General features: G+C 53.3%; 24 protein-coding genes and 2 pseudogenes. 4 read left to right on the top strand and 22 right to left on the bottom strand.

What is annotated here, in order from left to right:
• Window positions 1-322: 322 nt before the first annotated feature.
• On the top strand, window positions 323-1,630 hold the full coding sequence (locus ABD971_RS05335; protein WP_345320137.1) for a hypothetical protein: 1,308 nt from the start codon (window positions 323-325) through the stop codon (window positions 1,628-1,630).
• Window positions 1,631-1,764: 134 nt separating this feature from the next.
• A complete protein-coding gene (locus ABD971_RS05330) occupies window positions 1,765-2,268 on the top strand; it encodes a hypothetical protein (protein WP_345320135.1) in 504 nt (167 codons plus the stop codon).
• 122 nt (window positions 2,269-2,390) lie between these two features.
• On the opposite strand, the gene ABD971_RS05325 is transcribed toward ABD971_RS05330, so the two are convergent.
• From ABD971_RS05325 to ABD971_RS05295, 8 genes and pseudogenes are all read right to left on the bottom strand, one after another.
• Window positions 2,391-2,849, bottom strand: coding sequence for a hypothetical protein (locus ABD971_RS05325; protein WP_345320133.1), 459 nt, complete (start codon window positions 2,847-2,849; stop codon window positions 2,391-2,393).
• A 705-nt stretch (window positions 2,850-3,554) separates the two neighbouring features.
• On the bottom strand, window positions 3,555-4,631 hold the full coding sequence (locus tag ABD971_RS05320) for a beta family protein (RefSeq protein ID WP_345320131.1): 1,077 nt from the start codon (window positions 4,629-4,631) through the stop codon (window positions 3,555-3,557).
• 23 nt (window positions 4,632-4,654) lie between these two features.
• Window positions 4,655-5,011, bottom strand: a complete 357-nt coding sequence (locus tag ABD971_RS05315) for a type II toxin-antitoxin system PemK/MazF family toxin (protein ID WP_345320129.1) — start codon at window positions 5,009-5,011, stop codon at window positions 4,655-4,657.
• A gap of 3 nt (window positions 5,012-5,014) precedes the next feature.
• Entirely contained in the window at window positions 5,015-6,196 is a 1,182-nt protein-coding gene (locus ABD971_RS05310) for a helix-turn-helix domain-containing protein (RefSeq protein WP_345320127.1), read from the bottom strand.
• A 222-nt stretch (window positions 6,197-6,418) separates the two neighbouring features.
• The gene (locus ABD971_RS05305; protein ID WP_345320125.1) at window positions 6,419-7,099 is read right to left on the bottom strand and encodes an IS630 family transposase; all 681 of its coding nucleotides are present in this window, start codon (window positions 7,097-7,099) and stop codon (window positions 6,419-6,421) included.
• Between the two features lie 22 nt (window positions 7,100-7,121).
• A pseudogene (locus ABD971_RS36020) lies at window positions 7,122-7,532 on the bottom strand (helix-turn-helix domain-containing protein); the annotation flags it as partial.
• Between the two features lie 99 nt (window positions 7,533-7,631).
• Window positions 7,632-8,699 carry a hypothetical protein gene (locus ABD971_RS05300; RefSeq protein ID WP_345320123.1) on the bottom strand — a complete coding sequence of 356 codons (1,068 nt, stop codon included), beginning with the start codon at window positions 8,697-8,699 and terminating at the stop codon, window positions 7,632-7,634.
• 147 nt (window positions 8,700-8,846) lie between these two features.
• Window positions 8,847-9,992: a hypothetical protein gene (locus tag ABD971_RS05295; protein WP_345320121.1), complete on the bottom strand. Its 1,146-nt coding sequence runs from the start codon at window positions 9,990-9,992 to the stop codon at window positions 8,847-8,849.
• 197 nt (window positions 9,993-10,189) lie between these two features.
• Between ABD971_RS05295 and ABD971_RS05290 the strand changes: the two genes are divergently transcribed.
• Complete coding sequence (locus tag ABD971_RS05290; protein ID WP_345320119.1) at window positions 10,190-10,957, top strand: DEAD/DEAH box helicase; 768 nt, start codon at window positions 10,190-10,192, stop codon at window positions 10,955-10,957.
• An 86-nt stretch (window positions 10,958-11,043) separates the two neighbouring features.
• Window positions 11,044-12,687, top strand: coding sequence for a P-loop NTPase family protein (locus ABD971_RS05285; RefSeq protein WP_345320117.1), 1,644 nt, complete (start codon window positions 11,044-11,046; stop codon window positions 12,685-12,687).
• Between the two features lie 333 nt (window positions 12,688-13,020).
• On the opposite strand, the gene ABD971_RS05280 is transcribed toward ABD971_RS05285, so the two are convergent.
• The 14 genes and pseudogenes from ABD971_RS05280 to ABD971_RS05215 form a co-directional block, all read right to left on the bottom strand.
• Window positions 13,021-13,686: a ThiF family adenylyltransferase gene (locus tag ABD971_RS05280; protein ID WP_345320115.1), complete on the bottom strand. Its 666-nt coding sequence runs from the start codon at window positions 13,684-13,686 to the stop codon at window positions 13,021-13,023.
• Complete coding sequence (locus tag ABD971_RS05275; protein WP_345320113.1) at window positions 13,683-14,270, bottom strand: Mov34/MPN/PAD-1 family protein; 588 nt, start codon at window positions 14,268-14,270, stop codon at window positions 13,683-13,685. Before ABD971_RS05275 ends, ABD971_RS05280 begins: the two co-directional genes overlap by 4 nt.
• Window positions 14,245-15,270 carry a hypothetical protein gene (locus tag ABD971_RS05270; protein WP_345320112.1) on the bottom strand — a complete coding sequence of 342 codons (1,026 nt, stop codon included), beginning with the start codon at window positions 15,268-15,270 and terminating at the stop codon, window positions 14,245-14,247. Before ABD971_RS05270 ends, ABD971_RS05275 begins: the two co-directional genes overlap by 26 nt.
• Window positions 15,271-15,352: 82 nt before the next feature.
• Window positions 15,353-15,574: a MoaD/ThiS family protein gene (locus ABD971_RS05265; RefSeq protein ID WP_345320110.1), complete on the bottom strand. Its 222-nt coding sequence runs from the start codon at window positions 15,572-15,574 to the stop codon at window positions 15,353-15,355.
• Window positions 15,575-15,699: 125 nt separating this feature from the next.
• Window positions 15,700-15,918, bottom strand: coding sequence for a hypothetical protein (locus ABD971_RS05260; protein ID WP_008691726.1), 219 nt, complete (start codon window positions 15,916-15,918; stop codon window positions 15,700-15,702).
• A gap of 99 nt (window positions 15,919-16,017) precedes the next feature.
• Window positions 16,018-16,230, bottom strand: coding sequence for a hypothetical protein (locus ABD971_RS05255; RefSeq protein ID WP_345320141.1), 213 nt, complete (start codon window positions 16,228-16,230; stop codon window positions 16,018-16,020).
• A gap of 41 nt (window positions 16,231-16,271) precedes the next feature.
• The gene (locus ABD971_RS05250; protein ID WP_345320108.1) at window positions 16,272-17,216 is read right to left on the bottom strand and encodes a hypothetical protein; all 945 of its coding nucleotides are present in this window, start codon (window positions 17,214-17,216) and stop codon (window positions 16,272-16,274) included.
• 219 nt (window positions 17,217-17,435) lie between these two features.
• Complete coding sequence (locus tag ABD971_RS05245; protein WP_345320106.1) at window positions 17,436-18,929, bottom strand: AAA family ATPase; 1,494 nt, start codon at window positions 18,927-18,929, stop codon at window positions 17,436-17,438.
• A 27-nt stretch (window positions 18,930-18,956) separates the two neighbouring features.
• Entirely contained in the window at window positions 18,957-19,517 is a 561-nt protein-coding gene (locus ABD971_RS05240) for an ATP-dependent endonuclease (protein WP_345320104.1), read from the bottom strand.
• Window positions 19,518-19,612: 95 nt separating this feature from the next.
• On the bottom strand, window positions 19,613-19,807 hold the full coding sequence (locus tag ABD971_RS05235; RefSeq protein WP_345320102.1) for a DUF2997 domain-containing protein: 195 nt from the start codon (window positions 19,805-19,807) through the stop codon (window positions 19,613-19,615).
• The gene (locus ABD971_RS05230; protein ID WP_345320139.1) at window positions 19,804-20,172 is read right to left on the bottom strand and encodes a DUF1257 domain-containing protein; all 369 of its coding nucleotides are present in this window, start codon (window positions 20,170-20,172) and stop codon (window positions 19,804-19,806) included. Before ABD971_RS05230 ends, ABD971_RS05235 begins: the two co-directional genes overlap by 4 nt.
• A gap of 28 nt (window positions 20,173-20,200) precedes the next feature.
• Window positions 20,201-20,695 (bottom strand): hypothetical protein, encoded by a 495-nt coding sequence (locus ABD971_RS05225; protein ID WP_345320100.1) that lies wholly within the window; start codon window positions 20,693-20,695, stop codon window positions 20,201-20,203.
• Between the two features lie 222 nt (window positions 20,696-20,917).
• A complete protein-coding gene (locus ABD971_RS05220) occupies window positions 20,918-21,079 on the bottom strand; it encodes a hypothetical protein (protein ID WP_345320098.1) in 162 nt (53 codons plus the stop codon).
• A gap of 67 nt (window positions 21,080-21,146) precedes the next feature.
• Window positions 21,147-22,029: pseudogene (locus ABD971_RS05215) on the bottom strand (recombinase family protein); the annotation flags it as partial.

The following is a 22,029-nucleotide window of genomic DNA, read 5'->3' as shown; positions in this document are numbered from 1 at the left end:
ACTGAACCGAAAGGTTCTTTATTTCACGAAGTCGCAGCACGGAGCCTCGCCCCCGAAAGGGGGCGGTGGCTGGTGCTGGCTTCGTGGCTGCCTGGCGGTAGCCGTCTGGGTTGGCCTGGTTCACCGCCTCTGTTTTTATGCGCTGACTGGGTTTGATCGAACAACCCACTCCATCAGCGAGCCCATGCGAACTCCGCCATGCCTTCTTGTTAAGACAGTCTTAAGTCCATTCGGGCTGCTGTTCTGCTTGGTCATGTGTTCAGTGACGACAGGCTGTACCTCTGTAGAGTTCAAGCATCGGCCACCTGACCGATATCTCGACATGAACGACCACTTAGTCGGGACCATTGGCTTGGAATCGGCCGACGAAACGATGTTGGTCACGCTTTCTGCGCCGAACGCCACTGGGATGAGGATCATGTGGTGGTGTGTTCCTGAACAAGGAGAAGGCGGAAAGCCGACAGGCAAATACGTCACACATCGTATGATTCTGTTCTTTTATTGGATTGGTGGCAGGCGATATGCGTTCGCAAAGGATGAAGGAGCGCAGCAAGACTACGTTGCCGTTCGAGTCGACACTGCGCCCGGCATCATCCGTCTTTGCGAAATCGAGAAAGATCCATTTCTCTCGTCCTGGCCAACCAGGAATTTCGACAACAGTTCGTACCCAGTTACGTGCAATGATTCTCCTGACATTATCGCTGGGGCACTCGCCGATCATCAGATCGTCAACCTACTTTTCAGCTCGACGCCGATAATGACGCTCGACGAATCATCTGGATCGGTCAGTGCAAACGGAGACGAATCTTCACTACGGAAAGCCACGATTTCGATGAGGCTTCCCGGCGAACCAACTCGCATCTGGGTACTCTTCGTCCTGGCGTTTTCGTTTGCTTACGGTTTCTACCTCAGTTCACGCGAAACCGCTGGAAAACTTCTTGACGCCGGAGATAGTTTTGACCGACCAAAGACGCTGGGCTTCCATCGAGATCCGTTAGTCGTTGGCCTAACCGTCTTGGTTTACTCGATAGGCGTGATCGTTTTTCTATCGCTCGCTACTTTTTCAACCGGCCTTCTCACGTGGCGAAGCTACCTCTTGGTTGCCACTGGCATAGTTATCGGAGTTGTGATTGGCGGTTGGTTGACCGTCGAGAATCACGCCCTCGTTCATTTGATCTCCAACACATTTCGCTGGAACACTTTCGCGCGAGCCATTGTGCCTGTTGCAGTTTGTGTTGCACTGGTCATTCCTGGGCTGTTCATGACGACATGGCTAGAGAACCAAGTCCTGTCGCTTGCCACACTGATGCCGGAAACGGTCGAAATCGACATTCCTGGAGCCTCGGGTTACCGGCCAATCGTGCGTGAGCCCACTTGGGATGACGGAATCATCAAGTGCGCCATGGGAGTCCCAGTCGTTGACCATGTCAAATATGAGATTGAGGGTCAGCACTTGGCATTTGAATCGCTTTCGACATGGCGATCGGCGATCGTGAACCTGCTGAGTTTTCTGTTTGCACTCGCGCTGCTATCGCTGCTACTCATGTTACTGCGCGTGATCATCGGAATTGTATTGCGAGTAGCCGCGACTGATGAAGAAAATGGGGTACGCTATTGTCCAGCCGACTAAATAGGCAAATCGTTGCCTCTGACAAATTCGAGGTGTCGGAACGACAGTCTGGATGGATTCTGGAGCGGTGCGTTCAGACGGGACTGCGGCTTGAACATTCCGCCCCGATGGTGACCCGTAGCACCCTGGCTCGAATGCTGACTGGTCGTCTCGTACTCAAGGCAATTCCAGGAAACACTTCGGCGAAGATTGCTGCCAGCGAAGGGAGGCAACTCATCCAGGTGCAACTGGCCGAAGGCGAGGTCGCATACTCTAAGATGCGACGTGTTGTCGGCATGGTAGGTGCTCAGTTCACGGGTTTGAAGTTGAGCGCATCGGTGATTGCGTACACTCTAGGTCACACAATCTTGCACGGGATCACCGGCCCCGGCACAGTGTTTTACGAATCGAATAGCCGCTCGGTTGAAGTGTTGACCAAAAGTACCGAGGGCGTCCGCTCATTCGATGCACGATCAATCGTCTGCTTTGGTTCGGATACCGAGTTTACGCTAACCTCCGGGAAATCAGTGTTAAGCCTTGCCTTCGGTGACTGGCAGTTGGAGCTAAAAAGCGGCTGGGTCGTGATTGATTTAGGAAAGAAAGAACACAACATCAGTGGCCTTGGATCAATTCTGCGCCGGCTCTACGTGCCGTGGTAGATCGTCCGCTCTCGAGATTAAATATGCGAGAGTGGCTCGATTGCCGATACGTCGATCGCTCCGCTACTTTCTGCCAGATGTAAGTAACCGTACTTGAGCACCAGTTTGTGTTGGGGGCTTGGTTACTTGGTGAAACGGCGGCGGGCGCGGCGGGTGAGATTGCGGTCGGCGGACTGGCAACGCTCGTCTTGGCGGTACGTTCGAATTGCTTCTGGGGCGACTACTTTCCAGGCGTACGGCGCAAGACCTGCCCAATCCGTCTCCCCGTCAAGTTCTCGCTGCAACACTTCATGCAAGTATGCACTCACGTCCAAGTCGTTACAGATCGCCGTCCCCACGACGGTCATTAAATTTGCAGCTCGATCGCCCGCGAACACCGAACCTTTGAACAGCCAGTTCTTCTGCCCCGTCACCACAAGTCGCAAAAATGCGAGATTGCCGCGATCAATCGGATGTCTCGACAGCATGAAAGTGCGGCTACTACTCTTGTGCGCCAATTGGATCTTCCAGCATTCGAAAGTCTGGCCATGGAAGCCCTTTCTTTGGTCGAACGCTACTCCATTCAAGTTCCAAGCGTCCATCTCGAATTCCAGACCTCGATTGATCGTGTCCTTTCGGATGCATAGTTGATGGCCAGAATGACTGCGTTTGAACCCGGTATGAAATTGCCGAATGTTGAGTTCCCAAACGCGAATCAGTATCTCGGCACGATTGACTGTACACCACTCGCTCTTCCGCCTCGTGTACCAATTTTGGTAGGTTCCGAGGTATGAACAAAACAACCAACGCAACGTTACTCGACGGCCCTCGACCTTGCTTTGTTGCTAGCAACTGCAAGTCGTGGACGACAAAAATGATGCTTTGCGGTGGCAAAGCCTGTGCAGACGTCGTCGGGATCTCCAGTGACCTGCTGGGATATCGTTGCGTGCCACAATCAGTTGCAAGCGAAGGCCGTCGTTTACAATTCTATGACTTCACCTTCAGTCAAACCTGGCTCGTTATCCCACAAGACAAGCTTTCATGGGCAAAACGTTTCGTAAGCCCTTGGTGGGGAATCATTCTTTGGTCCGGCGAAAGCTCCTGCGAATTGCTACGTGACGCAGACTATTCGCCTCTGCGTAAGTCCATTGCAATCGCCGATTTGCTTTGGGCATCCGAAGTTGAGGAGTTACTAGAGTCGTGTTGCGATGAGAAGCCACTGTCGGGACGCCGAAGAATGCGAGAACAGCTTGCAGAGGCACTGTCACCAGAGCAACTTGGGCCGCTAGCTTCACTTACAATCGGTGCTAGGCAGCGTTGGCGAGCAATCGCGGCATATTCGTGAGATGATGGTTCAAGGTGTAGCTTACCCAGTTCCTCAGTGTTCCCGGTCCAATTCGGAGAGTTGCACAATCGCTGATTTGTCGATCGCCCCAACTTGTATCTGTTCCGAAATACTCCGAGTGTTCGGTGACCATTTGCGCTAGTCGGTGAAACTGGTTGTCGTCCTTTTCAATCTTCTTCCCACGAAAAATGACCCAACGATCATTCAGCGAATAGCGAACTTTTCCGCACAAAGTCATCATTCGAAAGTCAACGGCAGCGTACATCGGCGAGTTGACGCCGTAGTCGCCAAATTGGGGCAGACGTACCCCCGAGTCAATCGCACGGACCTGATTCCAGATTGCCAAGTCCTCGCGGGCAACATCTGCGGTTTGAAAGGGTTTCAATTCCTTCGTGACGCGGTCGTTCATCGAAGTCATGACGATCGCGACCTCAGCAAAGTCATTGATGTTTGCCCCCACCTCAGCAAAGGATTCGTAGGCAATCGGTATCGGTCCCAGCGAAAGCCTCATTTGTTGCTCCAAATCAATCAGCACAGTGAGTCGATCGAAACGCCAGCCAAATGTCTGCGCAAACATGTCGATTCGCCGCTGAGTTGCCGTAGGCGATAACAACTCTTGATCCGACAATCTCAAAACTAGCTTTCCGCCGTTCGTTTGCAGCAACTCTTGAATGGCATGCTGGTAAGTGTTGCTTCGGCCCAGTCCGGTGACGGGAACGGCCAAATGGCGTGACGCCCAAGCTGACGCAACCAGATCTTGGTACATATTCGCGTGAGCTTTGTCATCGCGAAAGCAACGCTTCGCATCCAAACCAAACTCCCAATGCTGCGGGAGGTGCTTGGTCATCGCCTTACTAAAATGCCGAACGTGTTCCGCGACTGATTTCTTCTGTCCTGTCACGACGCCCAATTCCTCCTCGAACGTTGATTCGACAGGCGGAATCTCGATTGTCGGAAATACGGAACTGCGAACTGACGCCGGAACATTTTCAAGCGCAATCCATTCGCCGAGGCACCCTTTCAAGATCGGAAAATACATTTCAATTGGTTCTTTTGACTAGGTTATTGAACGCCAATGCAAATCCCGATTGCTGACGCGATATCTTCGACCTCAGTGGCGGACAGTCGGCCAAGGTGCTTCACAAAACGATTGGTTGAAACTGACTTGCATTGAAATGCGTCAGCACCTGATTCCTTGCGGAGTCCATTCACTGCATCCAGCTGAATTCGCACAAGCCATGGGACTTGGCCATATGCAGACTTCCAATCTGTAATGGGTACGATAATTTTCAACGGTAATTTTCCGATCGCGTCCTCACTGATCACGACCGCAGGTCGAACCTTCTGGATCTCAGCTCCGACAGACGGGTCGAACCGGACATTCCAAACTTCTCCACGAAGCGGATTGATGTTAGCCATCCTTTACACTTCCTCCGTGAACGCATCGAAGTCGGTCAACTCAGAATCTTTTGAGTACAGTTTATGCACGCAATCCGCTGCGTGAGCAAGAAAATCGCTTCGCTCGGCTCGCGGACGTCGCATCAATTCACGTGACGGATGGACGCGACTGGAGAGCATGCCATCGGCAACGCCAGGCATTAGCCGGTTGGCGTCCGACTCCGAAATAATGCCTTCAGCGAGAGCGCGAAGCAGCATTTGATGCAAGCGTGTCGGGAGTTCGTCAACTTCATACTCAACAGGTTCTTTTTTTCGCCAGCCAAACTGCGAAAACTCTTTGCATATCGCCGTGTATTGTGACTGAGAAATGATCTCCAAGTCGCGTGCCCGTCGAGCAAGTGCGGCCATACTCAATCCATGCTTGCGTTTCAATTCGGCGAATTCTCGTGCCGCAATACGCCGTCGGTTCTGACCGAGTTCCTCTCGCAGGACGGTATCGGGAACAAGAAATGATGACGCAAAGCGATGACAATGAACCTCTTCGTCCGCTTCGCTGAGGTGATCACATGTAAGAACAAGGTGACCGATCTCGTGTGCCAGCGTAAAGCGAATCCTGTCGTTGGGCGCACTCGCGGAAACGACGGCGATAGGGATCTCGTCATTGACCCAACCACTCAATCCATCAAACTCGCGATTCCGTTCCTTGCCTTGATGCGTAACGACAAGCATCCCGAACGACTCAGCGACTCCGGTCAGTGAAGGGATACTGCCGAGCCCCAGTGACCAGTGTTCACGAGCCTCCTTTGCGATTCGTTCGACATCACTCAGCGATTCTGGCACTTGGGGTGAAGGAAAATCACATTGTTGCCCAGGGTGGAGGAGACGTTCCAAACGCAATTGTGCTTCGGCGCGAAACGCAGCCTCGGCCATCACATGGTCCTGCAATCGCTTTGTCATCCTGGCTTGCTTGCGGAAACCATGCCACTTGAACTGCGGAAGCCCGTCTTCAAGAAATACGCTCGTGGGGAACCCCAATTCCTCGGCCAAAATCGCGAGAAACCCCTGTCCCGGCAGACTTTTGTTTTGCTCATACTTGGAAAGCCCCGCTCGCGTGATTTCGACTCCGCGCAGGCTCAAACGCGAGACTACATCCTGTAATGTCAGTCCTCGTGCCAGTCGAATTTGCTTGATGCGATCGCCAACCATGAAAACCCTGCGTTGACAAAACGGAGGAAATACCTGAAAACGTCAACTGTTGACATTCTTTGTCATTTCGCGAGGTTTGTCAACAGGAAATGTTGGCGGATTAGATTTTGCCGGGAAATCCCTGCACCATGAACTTTCCGATGGGTGAGTCAAAATGCAAAACGACGCAGCTCGATCACGCGACATCTAGAAACGGTTCTAGTGGTCTGTTACAGCTTAATTTTAGGGTAGATGGATGTTAGTTTGATGCGTGCGTCGTCGATTTTCATCTGCCAGTCGATGCCGCGTTGCGTTGATTTCGTTATGCCATGCCGTTGTTTCTTCCCGGAGTTCCTCCTCGCTTCCGATGCGACGTCCCGAAACAAATTGGCTAGTTAAACAACTCAGTTCGTTCTCGGCTATGTTCAGCCAACTGCCATGCTTGGGCGTGTAGTGGAATTCAATCCGACTGACGAACTCGCGGGCACGTGATGGTTCAAAAACTTCATAGAACGCGCCGATTGTGTGCGTGTTCAGATTGTCACAAACGACGATCACTTTATCGCAATCCGCGTAGTGACCTTCTAAAAGCATTGCCATCGCAATGGCCCAGTCTAGTTTCGTTTTGTGAGTGCGTATCATCACTTCTCGCCAACAAGCCAGCGGCTCGGCGAACATGAAAACATTGGCGACTCCGGCACGCTTGTACTCGTAGTCCACTCGCTTGGGATGCTCGCGTGCTGCCGGGATCGGGGGTCGCGTTTCCTCAACCAACTGAATGGGTTGTTCGTCCATACACAACACCGGCACTTTGGGGTCGTAAGGCCGCGAATACACTTCCAGAACGTCCTCCATGTGTGCCGCGAATTCGGCGTTGGCCTTGGGCGGAATGACCCAGTACTCGAGATTCCGCTTTGTGTTCATTTGGTTTTTTTAGCGTTCGACGAACGGTTTGGTAGCTGACCGCATTAGCAATCTCTAGTTCAACGACTTTGCGAGCGAGCAGTCGCAGCGTCCACTTACCAAACCCCGTAGGTGGCTCGCTCAATCGCATTGCGATGATTTTAGCTTCTTGCTCACCGCCAAGAATCTTTTCCACCGGAGGAGTGTTTCTCTTGGCATGTTCAAGAGTTTTCTCGAACCCCATTTGGACGAGACGTTTGCGAATATTTTCAACCGTCTTCGTCCGACAGTCCAGTGCCTCGGCGATCTTAGTATCTGGCCATCCCTGGTCAACCTTCAAAAGGATGTTGGCCCGTTTTACTTTTTGGCTCGTTCCCTTTAGCTTCTTTACGACCTGGCGGCAAACTTCACGTTCTGCCTCGGACAACTCGACGAGAAACTTTTTGGTGCTCATGACGACCTACGTGGCGACAAACTGAAAAGAGATTGCCAAGCATCGCGGAAAATCGATCCGACGCAAACCATAATATTTAGGTGTCACAGACCACTAGTGTCATGCGACACCCATCGCTTTCTTCATGGTCAATCGGTATTCACAGAATTGAATCCAGGACATTGTCGGCCGATCAAGCATATCGGATAAAACTCCACTGATGAATTCTTGAAGCTCTCTGAACAGCAAAGCCCGGTTGCTCCCCTCTGGTACGATTTCCTCCAGATATCGGCCGTGATGAACGACCAGCGTCCTCAGTCCGGTCTGTTCACCGGAAGGCGATTCGGAGGACGTGAGTTCCGCGAATCGTTGACACCGGCGGTGGTAGTCTGCTTTGTCATGTGCGACATGGCAGACGATGTCGCCTTTCAACTTTTTCCAACTGCGAAAGCCATCGGGCGTTGCGAGGAATTCGAGAAGCGTCATAGCTCTCACAAACTTTACCGTTTCGCTTCCAGCTTCCAGCACTTCTGCGAACAGAGAAAGAGCGTGAATCGCGATGGATGACACTTCCCCATCGGATGCGTCAGGAATGTCGTCTACCTCATATCCAAACAAATCTAATCCGATCCCCTTCGTGACGGAAGTAGGGCAATCCGATTCGCACGCGATCAAGTAACTTTCATGGTCCTCTAGCGTGTAGATCATTGCACCAATGAAACCTGGCATTTCCAACCAAGATCCGATCCGCCCCGGAAGTGTTGCTGGAATGTCCAGGCGACAGTGGTCGAAACGCAGAATGTCGAACGCACGATTGGCATTACGAACGCACTCGTGTAGCAGTTGTCGATCGTGCTCGTGGTCCGATGACAAGAATTCGGTCCAGTTGATTTCCGTGACGAATCCAATCAAGGGCGATTCCGAAAGCACATCGAGTCCAAACCCCGTGATTGAGGTCTTTACTTCGCGGAGCGTCTGCCCAGATAGGGAAATGAGCCCGTCACCCTGACCAGATGAAAGCGTTGCGTTCGGCACCGGTCGCAATTCTGCCAGAGAAACGTATTCCGGAGGGAATATGTGATACTTCCCGATCGTGACTGGTGATTCGATTAATAGTCGTGTAACGGGCATGAGCACGAGCTTCAAGCGAGCAGGCTCCTTGCTCAATGCCTCGATCAACTTTTGCATAGAACTGTTTGGGGTATGGTTGAGTTTTTTGCGTATGACGGGGACACAAATGTCAGGGGAATCGCGTGAATGGCAGGCAACGTCGTGTGTGCTTGCTCAAACGCCGCAATTGTTCAACGCCTCGGCTTCAAAACGCAGCGTTGCCATTCACGATGACAAATGACGTGCAATTTGATCGACCAATCCGGGATAGTCTGTGGTTTTTAGGGTATGGCCTATCAGTTGACTCACCGGTCCGCCCGAATTCCGAATCTGACGTAGGTATGCTTCAGTTCGCTTGTCAACTTCGGTGACATCAGCGTAGAGAGCGAGAGTGGCAAGGTGGCCGTCTCCAAGGTCACTGCCACTAACGCGCTCAGCAGCGACCTGCCTCTTGGTCAATTCAAGATCAAGCGTTAGGGTCGGTAGCGTTCCTGGTGGAACCGATTCAAGATCGACCTGCGGGTCTCCAACGAGGGCGTCGCCAATCACCTCCAATCGACGAGCGAGAAGATCGAGGTCACCAAGTCCGCCGAGAGTCATTTCCGCTCGCAGCAGTGATGACGGAACAATATATTGTGACAGGAGTTTGTAGACCAAGTCACCATCGTCATCATCAAGCCGATCAATTCGTGCTTGCGTCCTAGTCGCGAGATTGTGTGCCACGCTATCTGGATTCAAGAGTCGCTTATCACCATTGCGACGGACTGATTGCAAAAGCTTGTCAGTGAACTGCGGAAACCGATGGTTGCGCAATATCTTGGGGACGGGCTTGATGGACAGGAAATGGCCTAACGGCATCGAGCTACATTGCGGAGAAATTCGTGAAACGGTGGCAATCACACGATCTTGCTCGATCGTGGCGCGTGCGGCATGAATGAGTGGGTTCCAATCTTCCAGTCGACCAACATATGACTCGCCGGTTCCCGTTTGCCAAAGTCCTTCCCGAACGCTGCTGCAAATACTCACTGGGTCTTTGCAGTCGTCGTAAATGAAGGCGTGCAACTCATGCGTGGCGATACATGCCATTGAACCCGCGCCACTTACGTCCAGATATGGGCGAGGTGACGCGACCAGCGGTAATTTTTGAATGAACTTCAGACGTTTCGCCACGACGTCGTCATTCTCGTGCCGCAGCAATTCAATCAAGTGCGACTGTGAGAGAACGACATGTACGCCAAGTTCGGTGAGCGACCGCACAAATGTCTGCGAGTTTTCACGTCGAGCTGAATCAGCAGCCCAGAAGTCGCTTGAAACTCTGGAAAGCGTTGCGGTGTCAAGAGACACCATCCAAGGGCGAGCAAGTATCGTCAAAAAGGTTCTCCATAACGTAGCGCAATGGCAGTAAGACACACACCGAGGGAAAACGGTTCGTGAAGAACCCCTCGGCAGCCCATCCGCGTCATTGTACGATTCTTTTTGCAAAATCAGAACGACGAACCCGAATGCAAGTAGTTCCGTCTCTTGGGGCTGGGGGGAATTCGTTATCCCACGAGCACAAGAGATAGATCATGGTCGACTTTGGAAAACTTCGGACCGAAAAGCAAAAGCCGAAGCCGATACTGCCCTACGACATCTTTCGACGTTTGCCGAAGCCTGAGGGCATTAACGATCTCTACGCAAGCCAAATTGATGTACTCAACGATTGGTTCAACCGGCGCAGTGAACGAGACGTGGTTCTGAAACTGCACACTGGCGGTGGTAAGACGATGGTTGGACTTTTGTTGGCACAATCAACGATGAACGAAACTGGTGGTTCAGTTTTGTACTTAGCTCCAACCGTTCAATTGGTAAAACAGACCCTCACAAAAGCAACTGAGCTTGGAATCGCCGCTGTTCCCTACACGAAAAGGGTGGAGCTTGATGAGCGGTTTGTCAACGGTTCAGCTCTTATGGTCGGCACCTACAACGCCCTTTTCAATGGACTTAGTAAGTTCAAGATCCGAGGTGGTGGAACTCCCCAGGAAGTTGAAGCCATCATTCTTGACGATGCTCACGTGGCTTTTTCTGTTATTCGCGACGCGTTCACTCTTTCCGTAAGCCGTGACAACGACCGGGAAATATACGAAAGCTTGACGAGTCTGTTTCGGTCGTCATTCAGTGAATCGGATCGTTTGACGATGTCGTCTCTGGAAACGATTACGCCGTCCTCGAGGTCCCGTATTGGGCGTGGCATCAGAGAGCTCAGGACGTGCGTGAGATTCTTCGTCCCCAGTCTGAAAAGTTTGCCTTTCAGTGGCCACTGCTGCGTGACAAGTTGCACCTCTGTCATGCACTGATTGGTTGCGATCACTTCACGATTTCGTCGATTGTTCCTTTAGTCGATATGTTCCCTACATTTACAGAGGCTAAACGTCGAGTATACATGTCGGCGACTATCTCGAATGACAGCGATATCATTCGGACGTTTGACGCTGATCCCATTTCAATTGCCGCACCCATTCAGTCGAAGTCGTTGGCCGGCGTCAGCGAACGAATGGTACTAATTCCCGATTTGCTACCGTTTCGCATTGAAACACGTGACGTCATCGCGGAGTTGGCCAAATGGACGGCTGGCCAAGGCTTCGGAGTAGCCATTCTTGCACCTTCAGACAATGCAGCCGAAGAGTGGCGTGATGTAAGTACATTTGCCAAAGGTTCTGCGGAAGTTGAAGCGATTGTGGAGGCGATGCAAAATGGCGAGAGGCTCGGACCTGTTGTTTTCGCGAATCGCTATGACGGAATGGATTTACCCGGAAACGCTTGCAGGTTGTTGATTCTGAGTGGTCTGCCAAACGGAACATCGGATTATGAACTTTTTCGAGCTGCTGCGTTGCATGGCGGAACGACGATCATGCGAATGCTTGCGCAGCGAATCGAACAGGGAATTGGTCGAGGGGCGAGAGGCTCGGGTGACCACTGTGTCGTCATTTTTCACGGAGCAGACATCGCAGGATGGATTGCGAAGGACGCCAACTTCCGCTTACTTACCGACGCAACTCGGGCGCAGATGGAAATGGGAATTGAGATCAGCCGAGCAGTATCTGACCTGCCCGAACTACGCGATACCATTAATCGAAGTTATTCACGCGACACCGATTGGACAGAGTATCACGCGGAGACGCTCGCGGAACGGCTTGACGAGGCATCGGAAACATCCAACGACTTCACAGGGGTCGCTGCCGAACGAAAGGCGATGAATTTGTGGCACGATGGTCATCATCAGAAAGCGATTGCTACGCTGGAGAAAGTGCTTGACCAGCTAGATTCCGCGGACCGCTCAGAATCTGGTTGGCTGAGTCAACTTGCGGCACGAATTTCGGATAACTGGGGGAATCGCGAGCGTGCTGAGTCACTTCAACAGCGGGCCTATGCGAGCAACCGCAATTTGTTACGCCCAAAGGTCTGTCCCCCCTACCAACCACTCGCAACACCCAGCGAGCAGGCCAGCAAGGTCGTGTCGCAGTTCGAGGGATATCATCTACGCCGCGGTTTTCTGAAGTCCTTCGACGATACTGTTGCATTCTTGCATGAGGGCGCATCGGCTACGCAGTTCGAGAAGGCGCTCGCCGACTTGGGCTCCATGATCGGATTGGTAACGGAACGACACGACGACCATGGAGTCGGACCGGATGTGTTGTGGCTGTTTCCAGGGAAGCGAGCTTGGGAAATTGAGGCGAAGAGCAGAAAGAAAGATGCAAACGCTCTTAAAAAAGGACATCATGGTCAACTGCTAGTCGCTTCCCAATGGTTTTCGGCAAACTATCCTGAGTACTCGTTTCAACGAGTCGTGATGCATCCAAGGAGCTTAGCGACCGAGGCGGCGTCAGCCGAAGAAACATTTGCGCTGACCTACGTGAAGTTGACGAACTTGATTTCCGATGCGAGAGCGTTCGTGACTGCGTTGTGCGAATCGCAGCTTTCGTCGAGCGAACTACTTCATGAATGCAGCCGATTGCTCGTGCAGTCTCCGGTACGTGCGTGTGTATTAGCCGACAACTACCTCATGCCGTTCACTGTCTCTCCTTAACTTGCGACTCCTGGAGCAAGAGAGTTAGGTTCAAAACCGTAGACAGAACGAGTCACTTTTTCGCTCGTGGCTGATAGCTAGAAAAAAGAACGCCATGACCGCCTCGAAGGGCGGCCACGACGTTCCCGTTGTCTGTATTGACGAAGTTGGTTTCAGTTTCCGCTACGTCCGACGTTGTAGCCTTTACGGCTGCCGGTGCGCTTGTCGGTTTCGTAAAACCACCATGCAGGGAGGCCGATGATGATCCATCTGGCTAGGCCTTCCACTTGTCCTCCTTACGAATACGTGTTGGGGTTGGGTGCCTTGGTGAATGCTAATGCCCCATTCGTTTCGTTAGGAAGCGTCGCTGACGGTCCATTCGCCGGACAGTAAATTAACGCTGGTGTCAGCGTCGGTCGGGATATTTCGGAGCCAGCGTGTGAACTGATGGACCATCAGGCCCGCCGCGATGCTGGCGGCGTAGATCGTGCTTCGTGAAGTGCAGGTTCCTTGTTGGGCTTCGGATGCGGCGAAGAGTGTTGAAGCGTAGTAAGCTTCGGATTCGCGGTCGGTGACGGCAAGGACTCGCAGCACTTCGCCGAGCATCCGGCCATCGGCCCAGAATCCCATACGCGATTGAACCGATCGCCAGATCGCCGTCCGCGCCGTGATAGAGTCGACGCAGCAGAAGACGGCATTGCCGATTTCTTGGCGCGGACGAAAACGATCTTCCAATCGAATGACTTCGATGGTTGGGTCAATTTCGCCGATGGCTTGCGACGTCGCAAAAGGCTTCGCCCATCCAACCTCGTGCTTTCGATAGCCCTGCGTTGTCGTGTTGGACAAGTCAACGCTATCGAAGTCGATCAGTTGGATTCTCGGTGTGCCGATCGAGGCGAGTTGAAGTGCGACTTGGCGTCCGATCGCGCCGACGCCGATCACTGTTGCGGTGACTTCAGCCAACCGGTCCATCGGGACCAGTTGGCTTTGACGTTCAAAACGATCGGCGATTGCGTTCAACTGTTGGCCTCCAACAGGCGATCGCTCCACCGATCGGCTGCCGAAGCGTTCCGTTCCCACCAGTCGGCATCCTCGAAGGTTTCGGCGAGCGTGTGACGTGAGGAAAACGGATCGTAGACAGTCACGTTGTCACAGTATTCAATGAACCAAGCTTCGTGGTCGGAGGCCGGAAACTCAGTATCGAATTCGGTACGGCATCGTAGTCTTCGCTCCGTTCCTGGGCCGACGTTGAAGCGTGCTCGCGTGTAGGTGTTACCCTCCTCGGCGATGATATGCATTATCGCCCAGTCGACGCCACCGAAACAACGGTCGAACGTTTCTTCATCGGTGCCGCTTGGAGACGGCGACGCACCTGGATGAGTGTGAATCCAGATCCTCGCGAACTGTTCTGGTTGACGACCGGCGTCAACTTGTTCGTCGAAAAAGTCGGCAACGCTGTCGTCGTTGAACTCGACCGAGACAACTGAGCAAACTTGTTCGACAAGCTGAATGTCTTCAACGAGCAACAGGTCGCTGGCGTTGGAGATGCCGAATCCACCGACTTCGGTGGGGCCGATATCACGCAGGTACAGCAACTTTGCCATCGCGTACGGTGTGAACCGCAGCGACCGTTTGCTCGGCTTCTCCGCATTCCTCTTCACTCGCTTCGTTTCGTTTGGTGATGCAATCATCACAGGTTCCTTCAAAGAGACAGGTGTTACAGAAAGAATTGCCGCAGTCGTCGCACGACTTCAGGCACGTTTGGCAAACATCGTCGCCACAGCTTTCGCAGGACGAGATGCACTCATTGCAAAACCGGTCTACGCAGGATTCGCAGGAGGTACTGCAATCGGGACATAATTCGGTTTCGCATTTGCAGCAGCCGACGACTTCGTCTCGGTCGACGTTGTCGCCACATGATTTGCAGCTGACTCCGTTCCAATCTTCGATTTGCACGTAGGCTGAATCGGGGTTGTAATTCCGCAGTACGTGATCGATGATGCAAAAGAAGTCGTAGATGCGTCCCTCATCGAGCGATCGCCGGATCGCGTCCGCCCCTTCCCCTTCGCAAAGCGTTTCGCCTTGCACGTGAGGATGCGTAACGCTGTCATTGGATGAGGGGCAGTTCGGCTCGACTGCGATCACTTCATACGGGGACGACTCCTTGATGAACTTCCAGTTCAAGCAGATCTCGAAGCTTCCGAGTTCAACGTCTTCAAGCGAGATGCTCGATGTCTGGACTGTGAGACGTTGCTTTGCGCGATCAATCGTGACGCTCTTGAACTCGCCGCGGAGTGCTTCGATCTCTCGATAGACGGACGTTACCGTCGGTTCGAGGCGTGGTTTAGCAAGACGATTCAGTTCGTCAATCGCGTGAGTCGACCGTATTCGCAGCACATCAAGTGCCCCTCGCAGTCGGTCGGTGGCATCCTTTGCTGCGGCGTTCCAGTTCCTTGCGGTGGAAGCCTCAAACCGTCGCCGCCAGCGACGACACTGATCGAACGACTCGTCCAGTGCAGTCATTGCCTTGGGAGCCTGGACACCTTGTAGCGAGTTTAGGATTTCGACTGCTGTCCGGTAGTCTTGCTCGATTTCGTTTTTCATGACATTGGCTCCAAAAGAAGCCCAGTCGCGATGGTCAGCCACTTGCAAACAAACCACCCCGACTGGGCAATGAACATAGGAATCAGACCGCGCCTTCGATCTTGAGCGGCGTGAATGAGACGCGGTCGCCATCACGGAGCACTTGATCCGCGGGGGCTGGTTGCCGATTGACACGGATCAGATAACTGTCGGCATGGAACCTGCCCACATGTCGCTCGAACATCTGCTGGACAGTGGTGTTTTCGGGAGCGTCGACGTGGTGGGCGTAGCCGCCAGCGTCATTGGAGATGAGGAGTACCTTCATGTTTAATTCTCTTGGGTTTTTGGGAGGTAAACTTGCGTTTGGGAAAACGAAGCCGCCGCTGCCCTCGAATGGGAAAGCGGCGGCTCGTTACGTTTGGTTGCTTATTACGATGAGCTTTCATCGCGTTAGCAGAGTGCGGCTTCGGGATCGAAGCGGCCTTCATCGAGTTCCTCGCGAAAGAGGTCGAAGTCATCCCAGTCGATAACGCGACCGCCGTGCACGGGATCGGTCGGGTCGTCGATGGGAATGGCAGGGTCAAGAAGCATGAAACCGAGGCGTTTAACTGCGGAAACAGTGTCTCCGGTAGCAGCAGCCACGGCACGATTGAGTTCGTTTTGGTTCATCGGATAGGTTCCTTACTGAGAGGGGAAACGAAAAAAGCCCCGACCGTCTGACTTGAAGTCAAACAATCGGGGCTTTGCGATAACGGAAAAATGGAACGGCTACCCTCGCGAGCGAGTTAGCCAATTCTGCTGAAGCCAAGCCACTTCTGCTGCCAAGGCTTCGCTACGTTTGTCGAAAGGTCCGAGTGTCGGACCATCGACCGGGGAAAGATCTGCGGTCCATTGACCGTCGAGAGTTGGCTCCACGTGTGAACCACGCCGGATTGCGATGCAACCGACTGAGCGAAGATCGAGGCGATCATCGAAAATCATTTGAGTCTCGCCGTTAGTTGCAACGACTAAATCGATGGTCTTCACCGGGGACCTCGGATGATGTTCCGACGCGGTCGATCGGTCATCAACTCATCGAGACTCGTTTCGACCTCGGTCAAAGAGCGAGCCACTCGTTCGCGCAATGACGATCGATCTCGTAGATCTTGTGGGTCGACTCCAGTAATCACCTGCCTTGCGTTCTCAACTAGTTGATTGAGATCGTCGTTGCTTCCAATGTTGAGATGCTGAAATCGTCCGAAGAACTCATTTAGGTTGGCAATGGCAGAGTCGCGAAAGACTTTCGGCTTCCCATCCACTGAGCCGGACAAGCGTTCGGCCAGATGACCGACCAACTGCGAGAGTTCTTCGGCAAATGTTTGCTCAGCCAGTTCAACGGCTTCAGCGAACTTCGCTTTCACACGTTGGCATTCTTGTTCGTACAACTGCGGATTGACCGTCCGCAGATACGCAGGCGGTGTGACCGACGGAAAATCCCAGGTTATCCCGAATAGATCCGAGACGGAGTCGGGATAGTCTGCTGGATCGAACAGGTGCCCGAGTTGATTGCGGGCTTGATCGACGAGTTCCGCGAAACTGAGGTCGAGTTCGTCGACGGCGTCGCTAAGTTCCACTTGGATGACAATCATTCGATCGTCAAACTCCGAAACATCGCCGCGGCGTAACAACCGGACGCCAGGTTCGATGTACGGCAAGGTCATGCCTTTCCACAATGCACTCGCCTTGGACTTGATCGCCGAGACGGCGCGGAACGAAGGATGCGATGTGTCGAAGAGACGTTTGGCCGCCGAGAGCGTGCGGCTGTCGGCGTCGAACGCGCCGGCCGCTTGTAGTTTCTGGTCACGACTGAGACTCTTGCGAGTGCCGGGCCAGCGGATGTGCAACCGCGCGGCGGTCGTTTCGGCTTGCAACCGCGTGCCGTGTGTTGGCTGATTTTGGGTCACTCGATCTTCGAGCATGGTGCTCATGGATTCTCCTTTGTTTGAGTTGGTGTCACAAATTGAGCGGGTCAGATCGAAGCCGATCAATAAGGGTTTCGATTTCGTCAGCGGTTAGCACCGGATGCGGGGAGACATCGAAGTAATGTCGAGTGGTGGATTTGTCTGCGCGAGCCATCTCATCCTTCCAAAATCGCAGTGCTGCCCGGATCGTGGCGAGTTGGTTTTCAGTGAGCACGTTAAAACGCCTCAATTCTGAGACGGATTGGCACGCGACACCCGGCGTCGCGATTGTGGCTTGGCATCATGCTGGTAAATTCCAGACTTTTCCGCATCCAAGCAACGCCCGCTGGCCCATTGCCGCAAACGGTCCACCGATTCAGTTGCCGTGACTGCCACGGGAACTACGTTCAACCCCGCTTGTTTAAGCGGAATGTCAAGCAGGGAAGATAGTCGGCAGCAAGCACGGATTTCCGCGCCGGTCCACCTCTCATCGGCCGGACGCTTCTGCTCCTCTTCTATCCCGAACATGGTGATGTACTGGTTCCAAATTCGATCTTTCTGGTCACGCTGCGGCAGATCGAGGAAAACGATTCCGTCGAACCGCTCAGCGCGAGAGAGTTCCGGAGGCATCCGCGTGATATCGTTGCAGGTCGCGATCAAGTAGACGTTCGAGGTATGGTCATTCATCCAGCTGAGCAACGTGCCCAGCATGCGAGACGACACACCCGAATCGTTTTGCCCCGATCCCGCCGCCCCACTGAGAGCCTTCTCGATCTCATCAATGAACAGAATGCAGGGCGCCATGGCGTCTGCGATTTGCAGCGCCCGACGAACATTTTGTTCCGTCTGGCCCACAAGACTCCCCATCAATGCCCCGATATCGAGGATCAACGTGGGCCGCCCGGTCTCTTTGCCAAGTGCTTTGGCGAATGCCGACTTGCCGGTTCCTGGAACACCCAGCAACAGTACGCCCCGAGGACGCTTCAACGGGTTGTCACGCCCGTGCTGGAGCAGCGACCGTTTGCAAAACGCCTTTAAGCTGTCCAGCCCGCCGAGTGAAGTGAAGTCGTCATTGCTCTTGTAGAGCTGAAGCAGGCCAGACTTCTTGAGCATGCTCGCCTTCAGTTCCCAAACGGATTCTGGCTGGACCGCGGAATCTCGAACCAGACTCAGCCCGAAAGCATTTTCGGCCTCCAAACGAGTCAGCCCCATTGCCGCATCGAGCACCGTTTCGAGACGGTCGGCGCCAGGAAGTTCACCTTCTTCGGTGGCAATGCCTTCGGCGATCTCTTTGAGTTGTTCTCGGGTCGGCAACGGATGGTCGACGACGATGAACAGTTTTTCAAGCTCGATGGGGATTTGAACGATCGGCGACAGGATGATAAAGATTGTCCGGCTGGCCTTTCCGTCGACAATTTGTCTCGCCAGAGCCTGCATGACTTCGGTCGAACCCAAGAAGCGATGAAAGTTGGTCAGTACAATCAAAGACGCCGTTTCATCCGACGCGAGCGACTTCATCGCACGAATTGCGGCCAAAGGGTCCGCCGCGCCGCCATCGTCCACGGTGTTGCTGCCGCGAACACGCAATCCTTGGTCGATGTCCCAGGTGGCAAGTCGCCACTCTTGCTCACGACAGAGTTGGCTAATTTCGAGCAACGCATCGTCGTGCTCATGGGACTCGATCCAGATGCCGGTGAAACAGGCTCGCACCAGTTCAACTAAGCGTTCAGATAGTTTCATAGTTATTCCTATGGATTGGGTTGGAATTTAGGATGCGAGCAGTTCGTTGATCGCCAGCATCCAAGTAGTGATTTCGCCGTCGCGGTCTTGCTCGCCAAGCATCGCCGGCGTCATCTGTTCAACGGCTTTCGTGTTGAGCCATCGTTTCGCACGATTCGTCATACGGCTTTGCGAACGACGAGCCTGCAACTGCCAAGCAATCTCACCAGGACGCTGTCGATAAAGTTCACGAGCGGTTAGTTCGGCGACACAATCAAAGGCGTCGAACTGGACGTGAATACCGCCAGCAGCGAGGATGGCGTCTGGATGCAGGTAGTTTTCGAGGCACCGTTTCTTGGTGAGAACTGCCTTGGATCGTGGACGCAGGTTGACGGATGTAGCGGCTTCCAATCGAAGTTCGGTTTCCGGTGGAAGCTCATGGTCGTAGAGATGAAACTCAGGACGAGCGAGCGGAGCGAGTCGCTCCGCCCAAGCTCGCACATGACCGCCGCCAAACGGCACGAAGATCAACTCCCCTTGCCGTTCCATCTCCGCCAGATTTGGAAGGCGACTGTCATCGGCATGGAGCATCAATGAGATGCGTCGCAAGAACTCAATGTCGTTCGTGCCTTCGACCACCATGAGCAGTCGAACGTGATCATTGTTTCTAGAAAGTAGTGGTTGAGTTTTGTTCAGTGTGTCGATTATCCCTCCCGTTGAGTTTGATTTTCGGATTGTGATTGGTCTGCGTAGAATTCCGCAGTAATCGTTTCGGAGCGTCTCGCACCCAAGGCGGCCTCCAAGAACTGACTCGCCTCTCGGCATTCGCTTCCTGAAAAACCGCTGGTTTCGACTTTCGTTTCGCCGGAGGGGGCGACTGTGATTTGAATCGTTTTCAACTCGCACCTCCAACGTGAACCGTGAGCTTGATTGATCCATCATTGAGCGGTTGTTCGGTCACCGAGTGACCCTGCTTGCGTGCTTCCAATACGGATTTCTCAACCGCGTACCGCTGGATCAGTCGATCGAGATGGGACTGTTCGCCCCAATGGCCTTCGAAATTATCGAAGTGAACGGTTCCCGAATCCGTGTCGCAGACGACGGGGTAACGCCAGCGAGGTAACTGGACGCAGTATCCAGTCGCTTCGGCGCTGAAGAGCTTCACGGTTTGATGCACCGGTTCGTCGAGTTCAAGTCGACGGCAAGATGCCCGCAAAGCGACCGGATCGCGAATCTCGGTCGTGATCGTGACGATGTGTGACAAAGTGTTTTCCTTTCTGTTGGAGGTTTGTTCAAGTCGATTTTTCATCGTGATCGGTCAAATGTCGCGGTGATGTTTCCTGACTACGATGCAAGAGCAGTGGCCTCGATGCCGTGAGGTCATCGAGCATGATTTCCACAATCACTTGTTCGTCCCCAGTTTCCGGTGGGCGAACGAGCAGTAGCCAAGCCAAAGCAAGTGGCAATAAGCAAGCAATTAGCAGACCGACGTTCGTGATAGCAGCTGCGACAAGCGAGTCCCATCGACGTTCCGAGGCCAAGGAGTGTCGCTCAGTCTCAAGGGCATCGCGTTGTTGTCCGATCTCTGCCCGTTCAGACTGAACGTCATGTTGAAGTGCAACCATGTCACGATGTAGTTTTGTCGCTTGGCGATTCTGTTCAGCTTGTCGCTGCTCATGCCGCTCTGACATATCAGCAAGCCGACGGTTCTCATTCTCCTCGCAGCCGATCGTCGTCAAAGTCACGATCATCGCGAGTGGAATGAGCAGGATGGTTTTTGTTCGCATTGGACCTCCAGCGTTCAATGAGTCGGTTCAAGATAGTTTGCAATGCTTGGCGTAGTCGCCGCTCCCGGACCAGTGCAATCACTGCCAGAAGCAAAGCAACGGAAAGACACGCAAGAGCAAGATGTGCCAAAATCGTCACCTCCTTTGGTAGAATGGTTTGTAGATGCAACTACTGAGGGCTAAGTGATCCCTCATGTAATATGCCGCGTTTTTGCTGTTAATTTAGCTCGTGCCGTGTTCAACTCCGTTTTTCGGCAGATTACGAAGTTGTTGGTCATGTCGGTGAGATTGCACGATCAAGAAAGCCAAGTTTTCAGCGAGTTGATCTCGTTTGGCCTCTGTCTCTTCGTTTTGATTGACTTGTTGTTTGTCTGTTTGCTGCATGGTCACTCCGGTTGGAAGGTATGTTGCGCTAGTAAAAAACGCCTCGCAGTTTTAGCGAGGCGTTTCGTCAATGCTTCGATCCGGTGGGGTATGTGGATCGCCGTCTCTTGCCGTTGTTGTAGGGCACCGTAGGTGGTTCCATCTCCTGCATTTCGTACCAGCGACGATAGCTGTACCAGACATTTCCGGAGTTCACTGTGTGCCCCTCACGCTGAAGTTGCTTCGCGGTTTCACGGTGACTCATTCGTTCGATGTCAATCAGTTCATGGACCCGCTCGGCGATCGCGTCCAAACGCGGGGGCTTACGCAGCCAGACCATCACGGCGTCGTCACTCGCCGAAACAACTTGAGATGTCTGTGCACTGAATCCGCGAATCAGTTGAGGCCGAAAGTAACTACGCACATTGGTGCGTTTGCGATTTGCACGGCGTTCGACCTGGACGAGCACTTTCTCACCGGTGAGCGAACGAAAGATGTCCAGTCCCTTGAAAACAGCGTCTTCGCCTAGATCTCCAGATGCCGCCCTAGCGAGCAAATCCGACGTTTCCGAAAGCTGCTGACGAGTTTGTTCAACCGTTAGAGTTTTTGTCGTGCCCTCCGCTACACGCTGCAAGCAATTGAGTTCGCTTTGAACTGCATTGCGATCAGCCTGGGCTGCTCGAAGCCGAGTCTTGGTTTCTTTCCGGTCCTCGTCCGTCCCCTCGCCCGACATGTCGAACAGGTCGTTGATTCGGTTCCCAAGCAATGACAACTGCTTTCGAGAAAGAGAAATCTGCTCGTCTAAACCCTGATCCGCCTTGGCGTCCAACTCTTGGCTTTTAAGCACGACCGACTCAATCAAATTCGTATCTCGCGAGATGAGCGTGGTTAAACTCTTGCAAATCGCTTCAACCGCGTCTTGGCGGCGAACTGCCGACTTGCACGAGCATTGGTCGCCGTTTTTGCATTGC

It is taken from the genome of Novipirellula rosea (assembly GCF_039541335.1).
GTDB lineage: Bacteria > Planctomycetota > Planctomycetia > Pirellulales > Pirellulaceae > Novipirellula > Novipirellula rosea.
This window is presented reverse-complemented; position numbering and strand designations above follow the sequence as displayed.

What these genes read in the sequence shown, in the direction of transcription:
- ABD971_RS05335 (WP_345320137.1), top strand. Translation starts at nt 323, where the DNA reads ATGAACGACCACTTAGTCGGGACCATTGGCTTGGAATCGGCCGACGAA.
- ABD971_RS05330 (WP_345320135.1), top strand. Translation starts at nt 1,765, where the DNA reads ATGCTGACTGGTCGTCTCGTACTCAAGGCAATTCCAGGAAACACTTCG.
- ABD971_RS05325 (WP_345320133.1), bottom strand. Translation starts at nt 2,849, where the DNA reads ATGGACGCTTGGAACTTGAATGGAGTAGCGTTCGACCAAAGAAAGGGC.
- ABD971_RS05320 (WP_345320131.1), bottom strand. Translation starts at nt 4,631, where the DNA reads ATGTATTTTCCGATCTTGAAAGGGTGCCTCGGCGAATGGATTGCGCTT.
- ABD971_RS05315 (WP_345320129.1), bottom strand. Translation starts at nt 5,011, where the DNA reads ATGGCTAACATCAATCCGCTTCGTGGAGAAGTTTGGAATGTCCGGTTC.
- ABD971_RS05310 (WP_345320127.1), bottom strand. Translation starts at nt 6,196, where the DNA reads ATGGTTGGCGATCGCATCAAGCAAATTCGACTGGCACGAGGACTGACA.
- ABD971_RS05305 (WP_345320125.1), bottom strand. Translation starts at nt 7,099, where the DNA reads ATGAACACAAAGCGGAATCTCGAGTACTGGGTCATTCCGCCCAAGGCC.
- ABD971_RS05300 (WP_345320123.1), bottom strand. Translation starts at nt 8,699, where the DNA reads ATGCAAAAGTTGATCGAGGCATTGAGCAAGGAGCCTGCTCGCTTGAAG.
- ABD971_RS05290 (WP_345320119.1), top strand. Translation starts at nt 10,190, where the DNA reads ATGGTCGACTTTGGAAAACTTCGGACCGAAAAGCAAAAGCCGAAGCCG.
- ABD971_RS05285 (WP_345320117.1), top strand. Translation starts at nt 11,044, where the DNA reads ATGTCGGCGACTATCTCGAATGACAGCGATATCATTCGGACGTTTGAC.
- ABD971_RS05275 (WP_345320113.1), bottom strand. Translation starts at nt 14,270, where the DNA reads ATGGCAAAGTTGCTGTACCTGCGTGATATCGGCCCCACCGAAGTCGGT.
- ABD971_RS05270 (WP_345320112.1), bottom strand. Translation starts at nt 15,270, where the DNA reads ATGAAAAACGAAATCGAGCAAGACTACCGGACAGCAGTCGAAATCCTA.
- ABD971_RS05265 (WP_345320110.1), bottom strand. Translation starts at nt 15,574, where the DNA reads ATGAAGGTACTCCTCATCTCCAATGACGCTGGCGGCTACGCCCACCAC.
- ABD971_RS05260 (WP_008691726.1), bottom strand. Translation starts at nt 15,918, where the DNA reads ATGAACCAAAACGAACTCAATCGTGCCGTGGCTGCTGCTACCGGAGAC.
- ABD971_RS05255 (WP_345320141.1), bottom strand. Translation starts at nt 16,230, where the DNA reads ATGATTTTCGATGATCGCCTCGATCTTCGCTCAGTCGGTTGCATCGCA.
- ABD971_RS05250 (WP_345320108.1), bottom strand. Translation starts at nt 17,216, where the DNA reads ATGAGCACCATGCTCGAAGATCGAGTGACCCAAAATCAGCCAACACAC.
- ABD971_RS05245 (WP_345320106.1), bottom strand. Translation starts at nt 18,929, where the DNA reads ATGAAACTATCTGAACGCTTAGTTGAACTGGTGCGAGCCTGTTTCACC.
- ABD971_RS05225 (WP_345320100.1), bottom strand. Translation starts at nt 20,695, where the DNA reads ATGCGAACAAAAACCATCCTGCTCATTCCACTCGCGATGATCGTGACT.
- ABD971_RS05220 (WP_345320098.1), bottom strand. Translation starts at nt 21,079, where the DNA reads ATGCAGCAAACAGACAAACAACAAGTCAATCAAAACGAAGAGACAGAG.